This is a genomic window from Vibrio variabilis (assembly GCF_003263785.1).
In the GTDB taxonomy this organism is placed as follows: domain Bacteria; phylum Pseudomonadota; class Gammaproteobacteria; order Enterobacterales; family Vibrionaceae; genus Vibrio; species Vibrio variabilis.
On the sequence record NZ_JYJK01000152.1, the window covers coordinates 1 to 12,748 of the forward strand.

The following is a 12,748-nucleotide window of genomic DNA, read 5'->3' on the forward strand; positions in this document are numbered from 1 at the left end:
TCCAATCGAGCATGGGCGCAACGGATAAGCGGTTCGCAGTGTATTTACTAGTTTCTTCAGGCTTCATATGGTGTTACTCGAAATCTTGATGCTGTATATATACATGAACTTGCTAGAATTGCCCCAAATGCCCCTCCATAATCATGTGGAAGAAGTAGGACAAATGACATCATTCAGCAGTGCAACGCATACTACAAAGCGCCAAAACGCTTCATTGTAGACGTCGTCTTCAAAAATAGGTTGGAGATTATACACAGAGATTCGAAAACATTCAGAAAAAAAGCACTGCACTCTATTGTTGACTGGCGTATTGGACTCTAAAAGACATTCAATTGTTCAGCGACAACCAAAACACTGAATACAGAGATCTGCTCGCTGATTAGCTCAATTTGTCGGTAGTCCAAATCTTCAATGTCGTTTTTATCGGGTTCATCAAGCCTAAGCGCAGAACCAAACATCTTTTCCAATTCTTGAATATCTTGTTTCGAGTATGTCTGCTTTATCTTACTTGCCTCCTCGAGCGTACATTGGTACATCTTGAGCTCAGACAAATACAAAACGACCCGCCTCTTATCATCTTCAGTCAAAGATTCAAACCAAGGTGTGATTGGAAACGTGTCAGCATTGTTGCTTCGGAGATCAAAGCACTCTGAGTGTCTGTTGTTCCAATCAGCTAATAAATCAAAGCGATCTGAGGTTGTTTCAGCGGTGCACGCCGAGAGTGGTAGAAGAATCAGAATCCTATTAAAGTGCAGCTTCACTTATGCACCTCCAAAACTTTTGTTCCGACCCACTTGTTGTCCATGTAAGAGGTTCTGCTATTTGCAAGACCCTGTCTTTTGAAATTTTGGAAACACTCGACATTGCCTCGCCAAAGATCTCCCAATCGTATTCGCGAATTGTAATCATGGCTTCAGCCGACTTCCCTGTCACACTTGGACTAAAAAATATCTGATAGAGCGGTGTTGAAGCAATCGCAAAGCCCAACATTCCCCCCGATTAATAATATCGTGAACTTCTGATACTGCTGTTCTACTTGCTGGACTAAGTTGCAGGTCGCTAACTTCACAATATCCTACTCTCAACATACCGCCTCCTTTCTACAATGCCATATTAGTATGCTGGTCATCGCACCGAAAAAAGACTGATTTAAGTTGACGCCGGTCGTAAAAATCTCACTCAACCCGCACCCTAGAATTGTGAACTATGGCTGCTCTTATGTCGTCTACTCAGCTTTGCAACTTACAACTAAACACGATGTCAGCAATTCCATAACCGAGACTAACGATCTATTGATGGAATTAGTATAAAATGAACAGAATTCGCAAACATAGGTGGACATGTGGATCAGAAGCTAATCAAACAACTAGAAGAAACGTGCTCGGCTCGAGGGGTTCGTTTAACGCCTCAGCGTAAGCGTGTGTATGAGCTGATTTGTGACAGTAATAAGGCTTCAAGTGCCTATGAACTCCTTGACCAACTTAAGGTCACCGAACCGCAGGCTAAGCCGCCGACGGTATACCGAGCATTGGACTTTCTTTTAGAGCAAGGATTTATCCATCGCGTTGAATCGACGAACAGCTTTGTCTCTTGCTGTTCATTTGGTGAGCATAAACACTACTCGCATCTGCTGATTTGTGACAAGTGCGGTAATGTCGTTGAACTACAAGATGATATTCTGATAGCCTTGCTTAATAGCAACGTTGAAAAACATGGCTTCCAGTTTTCAAATCACGTCATAGAAACTCATGGCACATGTCAGACGTGTTCATCATTGGAAGAATCGAACAAATAGAAGAAGTTATGCGCGCTGAATTTGTAAATCCGTTTTTAGCCTCATTGATGAATGTGCTAAAAACGATGGCTTCAATGGAGATCAAGCCACTTAAGCCAAGAATTAAAAAAGACGAGATCGCTCGAGGCGATGTGTCTGGCCTTATCGGTATGGTCGGTACACAAACCCGTGGCTCAATGTCGATTACATTTGAAGAAGGGCTTGCCCTTGAAATCATGCAGAACATGCTGGGTGAGAAACCACATGGGTTGAATGAGGAAGTGACCGACATGGTCGGCGAAATCACCAACATGGTAACGGGTGGTGCAAAACGTATCCTTGCAGAAAACGGCTTTGATTTTGATATGGCGACACCGGTTGTGGTATCAGGCAAAGGTCACACCATCCGACACAAATGCGATGGCGCGATCATCATCATGCCATTTACCTCAGACTGGGGTAATGCGTTTATTGAAATTTGTTTTGAATAAACACATATCGCTAAAATGCAAAAAGGGCGTCATGGTTATGACGCCCTTTTACTATCTTTGGTAATACCTTAAGGGTTATTCACCCGCCACCTTCATGGACTCAAGCAAAATCGAACCGGTTTGGATTTGTGAACGTGTTTCCACGTCATTACCTACAGCAACAATTTGTTGGAACATTTGTGCCAAATTGCCCGCAACCGTAATTTCAGATACTGGGAATTGGATTTCACCGTTCTCAACCCAGAAACCCGCTGCGCCGCGCGAGTAATCGCCGGTTACGATGTTCACACCCTGCCCCATCACTTCAGTCACCAGTAGACCAGTCCCAAGCTGTTTAAGCATGGCATCGAAGTCTTGGCCTGTCGATTTCACGTACCAGTTGTGAATGCCTCCAGCATGACCTGTTGGGGTCATGTTCATTTTACGCGCCGCGTAACTGGTTAGTAGGTAAGTCGCCAGTTTACCGTCGGTAATGATGTCCATATCGCGCGTAGCAACACCTTCATTATCAAATGGGCTCGATGCCAGACCGCGTAATACGTGCGGTTTTTCTTGTATCGAGAACCAATCTGGCAAGATTTGCTCACCTAGTTTGTCTAGTAAGAACGAAGACTTGCGATACAGATTACCACCGCTGATACCCATCACTAGGTGACCAATCAATCCAGTCGCAACATCATTGGCAAATAACACTGGGTATTGGCCCGTTTTGATCTTTCTAGCGTCAAGGCGTTCGATGGTTTTCTTCGCCGCCTTCTCACCTACTGATTCTGGTGTCCAAAGATCATCGCGATGGCGAGCAAGCGTATAGCTATAATCTCGCTCCATATCACCGTTTTGACCTTGGCCAATAACGCTACAACTAATGCTATGACGGCTTGATGCGTAACCGGCAAGTAGACCGTGAGAGTTACCATAAACCTTCACACCATAATGACTGTCGTAGCTCGCACCATCACTTTGTTTGATTTTGTCGCTGTACTCCAGCGCAGCCTTTTCAGCAGCAATGGCTTTTTGTGCCGCCATGTCTGGGTTTGGCTCATCCGGGTGGAAGAGGTCAAGATCTGGAATGTCAGTGACCATAAGCTCTCTTGGCGCAGGACCTGCGTATGGATCTTCTGACGTGTATTGAGCAATATCCAGCGCAGCCGCTACCGTTTGAGCAATCGCTTTTTCACTCAGATCGGAGGTTGATGCGCTGCCTTTTTTCTGACCACGGTATACCGTGATACCTAAAGCGCCATCACTATTAAACTCAACGTTTTCCACCTCGCACATACGCGTCGATACGCTTAGACCCGTGCTCTTGGTGATCGCAACCTCGGCCGCATCTGCACTTACCGAAGCCATGTCCAATGCTTTCGCAACTGCCGCTTCTAGCTCAGCTTTTTGCTGAGCAACTTGCTCTCTTACGTCCATATTTATCTAATTCTTTGCTAATAACTGAGTCTAGAATAACAAGGTTTTCGCATTCTCCCCAGATTTCTTGCTAAAATAGCGGATATTCGTAATGAGATAGTGATATAGGCAGACATCATGGCCCGCAAAAATCAGAAAGCGCCTTGGGAAGAGGAAGAAGAGATCATTTGGGTAAGCAGAACCGAAATGAAAAACGACATGGAAGAGTTACAAAAACTCGGCGAAGAGTTGGTTGATCTAAAACCTGCTGTGTTGGATAAGTTCCCACTAAGCGAAGATCTGAGAGAAGCGATCGCAGACGCGCAGCGCTTTAAGAACGAAGCTAAGCGTCGTCAGTTGCAATACATTGGTAAGCTAATGCGCACCGAAGATCCTGAGCCAATTCAAGCCGCTCTTGATCGCGTACGTAACAAGCACTCACAATCTACCGCAGCTCTGCATAAGCTTGAGCAGTTGCGCGATCGTATCATTGCAGAGGGTGATGAGGCGATTGCAGCAGCAATGGCACTTTATCCAGAGCTTGACCGTCAGCGCCTGCGCCAGCTTGCTCGCCAAGCAAACAAAGAGAAGAAAGCTGGAAAGCCTGCGAAAGCATTCCGCGAAATCTTCCAAATGCTTAAGCACGAAGAAGAGCAAGAGTTTTAGGACTAGCTCGGCTAAAACCTATGAAAGGCAACTGAACCGTCAGTTGCCTTTTTGTTTATGGGCGCTAGTGCGCTGCGCGCACAAACTCAGCCAATGCCGCATTAGGGTGTGCATCCGTCAGCTCACCGACCTCCCCTTGCGCTTCAATGCAACCGTTCGCCAAATAAGCAAAGCGATTTGCTATCGCGCGGGCATCACTTAGATGGTGCGTCACCATAATCACGGTCACTTGTTTCTCGCTCGCCAGCTGTTTCACCACACTGAGCATTTCTTTACGAAGAATAGGATCAAGGGCTGAGAAAGGCTCATCGAGTAGCCATATTGGATGTGGCTGCACAAAGCAGCGCGCAAGCGCCACCCGCTGTTTTTGGCCACCAGAAAGCTCAGAAGGAAGCCGCGTTAACATCTCCCCTAGTCCTACTTTTTCCGCCGCATTACGCACTGTCTTTTTGTCTGTTTCAGTGAGCTTAAGGGATGGACTTAATCCCAAACCAATGTTGTCAAATACCGATAAGTGATCAAAAAGATTGTGCTCTTGAAACAGCATCGACAGCGGCCTTTGATGAGGTTCAAGTCTATCGATGTCCTTCCCCTCTACTTGAATAAACCCAGATTCAGGCTGACAAAAGCCAGACACCAAAGCCAACAATGTGGATTTGCCTGCACCACTTGGTCCAATCAAGGAAACGATGTCGCCTTGGTTTACCTCAAGTTCAAAGTGGAACCAATCACTATGGTAGCGATAGGCGACGTTATTTAGGTACAACATGGCGAGAGCTTCCTGTGAGTGGATTTTGGTTGAACTGCCCTTTTTAGACGTTCTATTCAGTGTATCAGTCAGTGAAAAAATACCGATACTCAATACAAACAGCACAAGCGATACTACGGCAGCGGATTCGAGCTGATAGCTGCCCATCAGTTGATAAAGATACAGCGGCAGAGTATTAAAATCTTGGCTACCAAATAGGGCAATCACGGTAAGGTCACCCATAGACAAAATGAAGCTTATCGAAAAAGCATGCAGTATCGGTGCTCGGATCGCGCGCCATTCCATCAACCAAAATCGGCGCAGCCGTGCATACCGAGACTTTGCCATAATGGATAGTATTGAGCAGCAAGGCGCTGCATTGGCTGATTCAAGGTTTTAATCACATAGGGAAGCGCCATTAGGGCATTGACCAACACCACAATACCAAACGCTAGACTGAACACATTTGCCATGCCTCGCAGCATCAAGAAGGTCGCAGTACTGAGGATTAACGCTGGTGTTACCAGAATAACGGTTCCCACAAGCTCAAGACTGTCCGCTCGGCGAGCTTGAGATTTAAGCCGGTAAATTCGCGTTGTTGATAGCAAGACAACCCCCACCAGAAGAGCAATACTCCCTGCCAATACGGCCACTTGCAGCGAAGTACCCACAGCACTCCAAAAGCGTGAATCCGCAAACACATCAAGCAATTTCGAGTTCAAACCACTGAGCAAAATAGCCAGTATCGGAGGTATGACGAGCATTAGGGTTGCCATGATCCAAAAGCTATCCCAACCCTTTTTAAGCAGCGTATCTTTAGGCTGCAAGCTAGGCGTCCCGTGAAAATTGCTCTTTCCAGAAACGGGTTTACTGAATCGTCCAACAAACATCACCAAAGCGGCACAGATTACCATTTGCCAAAGAGCCAACACCGCCCCCGTAGGTAAGTCAAAGTCGAACTTTATCGCTTGATAGATAGCCAGCTCGATAGTGTCGCTTGTGGCCCGCCCCCAAGCGCCATAACGGTTGCGAAGCTGGTAAAGCAAAGCATAAACACCAAACCAATGACATGAGGAAGATGCGACTTCAGCCTTGGCCACTCCACTAATCGAAAGCACTGCCAACTGTTCATGCCAAGATGAAGCGCCAACTTACGCTGCTCATCAGGCACGCCCTCTATCGTTCCCAACAAAAGCCGAGTAGCAAATGGTAGATTGAAGAACACGTGAGCGAGCAAAATACCATTGAGCCCATAGATGGAAAAAAGCGCAGAGCCACCAACGAACCATTTGGCAATGACCCCTTGATTACCATAAATAGCCACAATACCAAACACGCCAACGAGCACAGGCATCACCAAGGTTGTGGCAAACAGTTTGAGTAGCCACTCTCGCCCCCAGAAATGGCGACGCGAAATTGCATGAGCTACGGGTACAGCGAGTCCAACACTTAACAACGTCGAAAGACTCGCTTGCCAAAAACTGAATTTAGCCACGTGCTGATAATAAGGGTCGCTAAACAGCAGCCCAATATCATTAATGGAAGAGTAAGAAAGCAATGTCCACAAGGACGCGACGACATACAGGCCAATGAGCAGCGCAACGACTAAGCCGGCTTTGGGAATTCGAATCACAGTGACCTCAAGGGAAGAAAAAATTTCCGTCGATACGTTATTCTTGCTAGAGAATAACGTATCGTCGAATAGACAGCGTTACTTAATCAACGCAGATTGCCATTCACGGATCCACGCTTTGCGATTATTCGCCACTTCATCAGGAGAGAAAGAGAGCGCCTTAGCCGGAATAGTTAGGCTCTCAAACCCAGCTGGTAATTTGCTGTCCACCACTGGATACATCCAGTTACCCGTTGGGATGTTGGATTGAAAGCCATCAGAGACAATAAACTGCATAAACTCATCGGCGAGTTTCTGATTACTGCTACCCGCAACCTTGGCAGCGACCTCTACTTGAGTGTAATGGCCTTCTGAAAAATCAGCCGCCGCGAAGCGCTCATCTTGCTCAGCAATAATATGGTAGGCCGGAGATGTGGTGTAAGACAGCACAAGATCCGACTCCCCTCTAAGAACATCGAATACGCTTCAGACCAGCCCTTAGTCACCGTCACGGTTTTCTTCGACAGTTGCTGCCATGCGGTGCTTGAGTCATCTCCGTACACAGACTTCATCCACAGCAGTAAGCCCTGGCCTGGTGTCGACGTGCGTGGGTCTTGGTAAATCACTTTAAGGTCATCGCGCTGCTCAACGAGCTCTTTAAGGCTTTTTGGTGGGTTCTTTACCTTTTCTTTGTTGTACACAAAGGCAAAGTAGCCGTAATCAAATGGGACGAACACTTCATCACTCCAACCATTCGGCAGGACAACTGACGACAAATCAGCGCCATGGTTAGCCAGCAGGCCCGATTTTTTCGCTTCACTCATTAGGTTATTATCAAGACCAAGCACGACATCTGCTTGAGTGCTGCGGCCTTCCAAGCGAAGACGGTTGAGGATAGACACGCCATCATCCAGAGCGACGTAGTTAAGGTCGCAACCACATTGTGCTTCGAATGCTTTTTCAATCGCAGGACCTGGCCCCCAATCGGAGGCAAATGAGCTATAGGTATAGACGGTCAGCGATTGTGCCGATGCCATTAGTGGAGTAGAGAGTAGTGCCGTCGCTAACGCGATCTTGCTGATTGAATGGTTTTTCACTGGTTCTGTCCTTAGTTATTGTTTTGAGATCCAGAGAAAACGCGCGATGTGGGAGAGCATCCAATATATGGAAGCTAGAGTGTCTTCTTAGCCGATTAATAGCAAAGGAGCCTCATCCCTACGCCAGCATTATCTGGATCAGGGCTGTTACTTAACGTACGCGGGTATCAGGCTTGACCTTCTCTCAGCACCACTGCTAGTGCACCCCGTGAGTTACAACCTTTGAGGGCGAATTGTAACCTTTTTGTCACAGATTCGCCAAATCTATCCTTAGCATTCGTTAGCTAACGTCAATCTATCGCTGATCGTAGCCCCAACGCGGCACTAGGTTTTGCTCTAGCCCCATATGATCGAGCACCCTGGCCACAATAAAGTCCACCAAATCTTCGATAGATTGTGGCTGATGATAAAAGCCAGGCGCCGCTGGCATGATGGTGACCCCCATTTGGGACAGCTTGTGCATGTTCTCGAGATGAATGGTTGAGAACGGCGTTTCACGAACCACGAGTAGCAGTTGCCCTTTCTCTTTGATCACCACATCAGCGGCACGTTCAATAAGGTTATCCGACATACCGTGAGCAATCGCAGCAACGCTACCGGCCGAACACGGACAGACGATCATCTGTTTCGGTGCCGCGGAACCCGAAGCCACAGGCGAGAACCAGTCTTCTTTACCACACACCACCAGCTTTTCTGGCTTGCAGTTTAAACGCTCTACCAGAGCTTTGTGGGCAGCATCTGGGCCACTTGGCAGTTTAATATCATGCTCGGTGGCAAGCACCACGCGCGCGGCTGACGAAATCAACAGATACACGGTATAATCTTGAGCCAGTAAACACTCAAGCAGGCGCATACCGTAAGGCGCGCCAGAGGCGCCAGTAAATGCAAGGGTAATGGCTTTATCTGCCGGTTTCATTAGGCCAACGCCTCCAATAATTTTTGATGAATACCACCAAAGCCGCCGTTACTCATCACCAAGATCTGGTCGCCAGGCTCTGCCTGCTCTGCAATTTTAGTCACCAGCGCATCAATGTCACTGTCTACGTGAGCGGGCTGGCTACATGCGTCGGCAATGTCTTGTACCGACCATTCAATATTGTCAGGTTGGAACAAGAACACTTGGTCAGCTTTAGTGAGCGATTGTGCAAGCGTCTCTTTGTGCACGCCACGTTTCATGGTCGCACTGCGCGGCTCCAATACCGCGAGAATACGTTTGTCGCCGACGTTGTTACGCAAACCATCTAAAGTCAGTTCAATTGCCGTTGGATGATGGGCAAAGTCATCGTAGACCGTCACCTGATTCACTTCACCTTTTAACTCAAGGCGTCGCTTAGTATTGATAAACTTACCCAGCGCCTCACAAGCTAAATCGGGCGTAACACCCACATGCCTTGCGCCAGCAATCGCCATCAGTGCGTTATCGACATTATGGTCACCCACTAGATCCCATTTCACCACGCCCACTTTCGCGCCATGCAAGAACACTTCAAAGTGCGAGCCGTCAGCAGTCAGTTTATTGGCGTTCCAATCTGCGCCAGCACCCGTATGTTCGACTTCACTCCAGCAGCCTCTGCTCAGAACATCTCCTAGGCTTTGTCGCCTTTCGGTGCCATGATCCTTCCGTTCCCGGGAACCGTGCGCACGAGATGATGGAACTGTCTCTTAATCGCTTCGAGATCATCAAAAATATCCGCATGATCAAACTCAAGGTTATTCATTATCAAAGTGCGAGGATGGTAATGAACAAACTTAGAGCGCTTATCGAAAAAGGCACTATCGTATTCATCCGCTTCGACCACAAAGAACATCGACTCACCCAGTCTCGCCGATTGCCCAAAGTTGCCCAAGACGCCGCCCACCAAGAAACCCGGTGTATAGCCGCAGTCCTCTAAAATCCAGCTCAGCATGCTCGAAGTGGTGGTTTTTCCGTGCGTTCCAGACACTGCCAATACCCAACGATCATGCAAAAGGAACTCCTGCAGCCATTGAGGTCCTGAAGTGTATTTAAGGTTGTGATTAAGGACATATTCAACGCAAGGATTTCCGCGGCTCATTGCATTGCCAATCACCACGAGATCGGGCGCGGGGTTGAGCTGCGCAGGGTCAAAACCTTCGATGATCTCGATTCCTTCCGATTCCAATAAAGTGCTCATTGGTGGGTAGACGTTTTGCATCACTGCCGGTAACTCGATGCCCAAGTTGCTGGGCCAGTACAGCAGCGCCACCCATAAAGGTACCGCAGATGCCAAGGATATGAATATGCATAACTTGCTCTCTTAAATTCCGTTGCGTCTTAGTTTACGCCATTGTCGCTATATATACCCAAAGCGTGTGTTAAAAGCGAGAAAGTTAGTGGTTAGACAGATAAATGTGACATTCATCATACAAATTGCCGCTCTGTACTCTTACTTCATTACCATTAAAAAGTTCTGCCCCCTACAATATCCATGTGTGTTGATGAATACCCCCAACTCGCGCAATCGTTTGATTTCGCGTTATTCCACACACATACCCCCAAGAAAATAAGTAAAAAAGTTAAGGATATAACATGTCTGATATGCGCACCCTTGGCGAATTCATTGTTGAGAAACAACATGATTTCCCCCACGCTAGCGGTGATCTCTCTTCTCTTTTGTCCTCGATTCGACTTGCTGCAAAAATTGTAAACCGAGAAATCAATAAAGCTGGTCTTGTTGATATCACAGGTGCTGTTGGTACAGACAATGTTCAAGGTGAAGCTCAGCAAAAGCTCGATGTCTATGCGAATGATAAGTTCAAAGCAGCGTTAGAAGCACGTGACCAAGTTTGTGGTGTCGCGAGTGAAGAAGAAGATGAGGCAGTCGCGTTCAATAAAGAGCTCAATAAGAACGCTAAATATGTGGTGTTGATGGATCCATTGGATGGATCGTCAAACATCGATGTGAACGTCTCAGTTGGTACTATCTTCTCTATTTACCGTCGTATCTCACCAGTAGGCACGCCTCCAACCCAAGAGGATTTCCTACAGCCTGGTAATAAACAGGTGGCTGCAGGTTATGTGGTTTATGGCTCGTCTACCATGTTGGTATACACAACAGGTAAAGGCGTCAATGGCTTCACTTACGACCCATCGATCGGCAGCTTCTGCCTTTCACACGAAAACATGATGATTCCTGAAGACGGAACTATCTACTCAATCAATGAAGGCAACTACATCCGTTTCCCTATGGGTGTGAAGAAGTACATCAAGTACTGCCAGGAAAACGTGCCGGAAGAGAAGCGTCCATACACCTCTCGCTACATCGGCTCACTGGTGTCTGACTTCCACCGTAACCTACTTAAAGGTGGCATCTACTTGTACCCAAGTACACAAAGTCACCCAAGCGGTAAACTGCGTTTACTTTATGAGTGCAACCCAATGGCATTCATCATGGAGCAAGCGGGCGGTGTCGCGTCAGATGGCACCCAGCGCATTATGGATATCAAACCAACAGAGCTTCACCAACGCGTGCCATTCTTTGTAGGTTCAAAGAACATGGTTGAAAAAGTCGAGTCCTTCCTCGAAGAGTACCAAGACTAATAACTTCGAAGTGCCTCTCAATGAGGCACTTTTTGTTTTAAAATTAACCAAGTATACTGACTGTAAACGATTCGTGTTTCAGCCCTCAGTTCCTTACGCCTAAAGGAATATCGAACAAAGAAAAGGAAAGTCAAAATGAGCTTAAACAATGTGCCTGCGGGTAAGTCACTCCCAGATGACATCTATGTCGTCATTGAAATCCCTGCAAACGCTGATCCCATCAAGTACGAAGTCGATAAAGACTCTGGCGCCGTATTTGTTGACCGCTTTATGTCAGCCCCAATGTTCTACCCTTGTAACTATGGCTATGTAAACCACACTCTATCACTGGATGGTGACCCGGTAGACGTTCTGGTTCCAACTCCGTACCCATTGATGCCAGGCTCAGTGATTCGCTGCCGCCCGGTTGGGGTACTAAAAATGACCGATGAGTCAGGTGAAGATGCCAAAGTGTTCGCAGTTCCACACAGCAAGCTGAGCAAAGAGTACGACCACATTCAAGATGTCGGCGATATTCCAGAACTTCTAAAAGCGCAAATCACGCAATTCTTTGAGCGTTATAAAGAACTAGAAGCAGGCAAGTGGGTAAAAGTCGATGGCTGGGCAGATGCACAAGCGGCACGTGATGAAATCCAATCATCGTATGAACGAGCTCAAGGCAAGTAGCTTTTAGCCGACTGACCAATACAAACATCAAAAAGGGCTCACTAACTTGTTGTTGGTAAGCCCTTTTTAAATCAAGTTGGTTTTGGCAAGAGATAGGTCGTTAATAGCGACTTCGCGACGCTTTGCCGTTGTTGTACCAAATCCGAAACGTCGGTCGAATATCGTCACAAATCCCGCGATATAACTCGCCTTTTTTACCGAGTATTTTCGGGTCTTGCTGACAGTACTCCTGGCGGCCTTGCTCGTAGCCTGCTGAATACGCTTGATACAGTGCACTATCGACACTGACTTGTGATGACTGCTTCAATTCATCATCACTCTGTTTCTCGTAGCCGACCAACGCTTGCTGCTCTCCAAACTGAAACCAATCTTGCTGCGAAGTACTGTTCGGTCCGCTGTTTTGAGCGCACGCCACCAGTGTCGCGGCAAACAATGAAAGCCAAATTATTTTCATTGCTCCTCCTCATTGCCTGTGTCCCGCTTACTACAGACATCGCTTAATTACTTGCGATTACGAGCATTCTTACCCCGCCAATACTCTTCGTTATATCGACGGTCGACGTCGTTGCAAATACCATAATAAATTCTATTATCATAGCCAAGGACAAACGGATCTTGCTTGCAGTACTCCGCCTTCCCTGTGGCATAGCCTGATTGATACTGAGCAAACTGTTCTGTGGACAACTCTGGGACTTTTTTTTACCAAATCAGATTGGCTTTCGATGATGTAACCCTTC

Annotated in this window: 11 protein-coding genes and 3 pseudogenes; 5 read left to right on the top strand and 9 right to left on the bottom strand. The window is 47.1% G+C overall.

The features are described from left to right. Positions 1 to 317: 317 nt before the first annotated feature. A complete protein-coding gene (locus TZ48_RS23905) occupies positions 318 to 761 on the bottom strand; it encodes a hypothetical protein (protein WP_112481212.1) in 444 nt (147 codons plus the stop codon). A gap of 581 nt (positions 762 to 1,342) precedes the next feature. On the opposite strand from TZ48_RS23905, the gene zur reads away from it, so the two are divergent. Further along, positions 1,343 to 1,795: a zinc uptake transcriptional repressor Zur gene (gene zur, locus TZ48_RS23915; protein WP_112460381.1), complete on the top strand. Its 453-nt coding sequence runs from the start codon at positions 1,343 to 1,345 to the stop codon at positions 1,793 to 1,795. A gap of 8 nt (positions 1,796 to 1,803) precedes the next feature. Then, on the top strand, positions 1,804 to 2,265 hold the full coding sequence (locus TZ48_RS23920; RefSeq protein ID WP_112481216.1) for a chemotaxis protein CheX: 462 nt from the start codon (positions 1,804 to 1,806) through the stop codon (positions 2,263 to 2,265). A gap of 75 nt (positions 2,266 to 2,340) precedes the next feature. On the opposite strand, the gene pmbA is transcribed toward TZ48_RS23920, so the two are convergent. Next, entirely contained in the window at positions 2,341 to 3,684 is a 1,344-nt protein-coding gene (gene pmbA, locus TZ48_RS23925) for a metalloprotease PmbA (RefSeq protein WP_112481218.1), read from the bottom strand. A 117-nt stretch (positions 3,685 to 3,801) separates the two neighbouring features. Between pmbA and yjgA the strand changes: the two genes are divergently transcribed. Continuing rightward, positions 3,802 to 4,329, top strand: a complete 528-nt coding sequence (yjgA, locus tag TZ48_RS23930) for a ribosome biogenesis factor YjgA (protein WP_112481219.1) — start codon at positions 3,802 to 3,804, stop codon at positions 4,327 to 4,329. Positions 4,330 to 4,393: 64 nt separating this feature from the next. Here the strand turns inward: yjgA and thiQ are convergent, their stop codons facing one another. The 5 genes and pseudogenes from thiQ to mpl all read right to left on the bottom strand — a co-directional run bounded on the left by thiQ (position 4,394) and on the right by mpl (position 10,051). Beyond that, complete coding sequence (thiQ, locus tag TZ48_RS23935) at positions 4,394 to 5,098, bottom strand: thiamine ABC transporter ATP-binding protein (RefSeq protein WP_112481257.1); 705 nt, start codon at positions 5,096 to 5,098, stop codon at positions 4,394 to 4,396. Between the two features lie 39 nt (positions 5,099 to 5,137). Further along, positions 5,138 to 6,710 (bottom strand): annotated as a pseudogene (thiP, locus tag TZ48_RS23940) (thiamine/thiamine pyrophosphate ABC transporter permease); the annotation flags it as partial. Between the two features lie 78 nt (positions 6,711 to 6,788). Next, positions 6,789 to 7,726: pseudogene (gene thiB, locus TZ48_RS23945) on the bottom strand (thiamine ABC transporter substrate binding subunit). A 355-nt stretch (positions 7,727 to 8,081) separates the two neighbouring features. Beyond that, complete coding sequence (locus TZ48_RS23950) at positions 8,082 to 8,702, bottom strand: flavin prenyltransferase UbiX (protein WP_112481221.1); 621 nt, start codon at positions 8,700 to 8,702, stop codon at positions 8,082 to 8,084. Continuing rightward, a pseudogene (gene mpl / locus TZ48_RS23955) lies at positions 8,702 to 10,051 on the bottom strand (UDP-N-acetylmuramate:L-alanyl-gamma-D-glutamyl-meso-diaminopimelate ligase). The gene TZ48_RS23950 and the pseudogene mpl overlap by 1 nt, the downstream one beginning before the upstream one ends. A gap of 283 nt (positions 10,052 to 10,334) precedes the next feature. Here mpl and fbp point away from each other — a divergent pair. Next, the gene (gene fbp / locus TZ48_RS23960) at positions 10,335 to 11,345 is read left to right on the top strand and encodes a class 1 fructose-bisphosphatase (protein WP_042502808.1); all 1,011 of its coding nucleotides are present in this window, start codon (positions 10,335 to 10,337) and stop codon (positions 11,343 to 11,345) included. 135 nt (positions 11,346 to 11,480) lie between these two features. Further along, positions 11,481 to 12,011 (top strand): inorganic diphosphatase, encoded by a 531-nt coding sequence (gene ppa / locus TZ48_RS23965; RefSeq protein ID WP_112481223.1) that lies wholly within the window; start codon positions 11,481 to 11,483, stop codon positions 12,009 to 12,011. 100 nt (positions 12,012 to 12,111) lie between these two features. On the opposite strand, the gene TZ48_RS23970 is transcribed toward ppa, so the two are convergent. Both TZ48_RS23970 and TZ48_RS26565 read right to left on the bottom strand, forming a co-directional pair. Next, entirely contained in the window at positions 12,112 to 12,465 is a 354-nt protein-coding gene (locus TZ48_RS23970; RefSeq protein ID WP_112481225.1) for a DUF2799 domain-containing protein, read from the bottom strand. A gap of 47 nt (positions 12,466 to 12,512) precedes the next feature. Further along, a complete protein-coding gene (locus TZ48_RS26565) occupies positions 12,513 to 12,695 on the bottom strand; it encodes a DUF2799 domain-containing protein (protein WP_112481227.1) in 183 nt (60 codons plus the stop codon). Positions 12,696 to 12,748 lie beyond the last annotated feature (53 nt).

Bases quoted from the DNA above. Each gene is read 5' to 3' on its own strand.
- TZ48_RS23920 (WP_112481216.1), top strand. From the start codon at position 1,804: ATGCGCGCTGAATTTGTAAATCCGTTTTTAGCCTCATTGATGAATGTG.
- pmbA (WP_112481218.1), bottom strand. From the start codon at position 3,684: ATGGACGTAAGAGAGCAAGTTGCTCAGCAAAAAGCTGAGCTAGAAGCG.
- yjgA (WP_112481219.1), top strand. From the start codon at position 3,802: ATGGCCCGCAAAAATCAGAAAGCGCCTTGGGAAGAGGAAGAAGAGATC.
- thiQ (WP_112481257.1), bottom strand. From the start codon at position 5,098: ATGTTGTACCTAAATAACGTCGCCTATCGCTACCATAGTGATTGGTTC.
- TZ48_RS23950 (WP_112481221.1), bottom strand. From the start codon at position 8,702: ATGAAACCGGCAGATAAAGCCATTACCCTTGCATTTACTGGCGCCTCT.
- fbp (WP_042502808.1), top strand. From the start codon at position 10,335: ATGTCTGATATGCGCACCCTTGGCGAATTCATTGTTGAGAAACAACAT.
- ppa (WP_112481223.1), top strand. From the start codon at position 11,481: ATGAGCTTAAACAATGTGCCTGCGGGTAAGTCACTCCCAGATGACATC.
- TZ48_RS23970 (WP_112481225.1), bottom strand. From the start codon at position 12,465: ATGAAAATAATTTGGCTTTCATTGTTTGCCGCGACACTGGTGGCGTGC.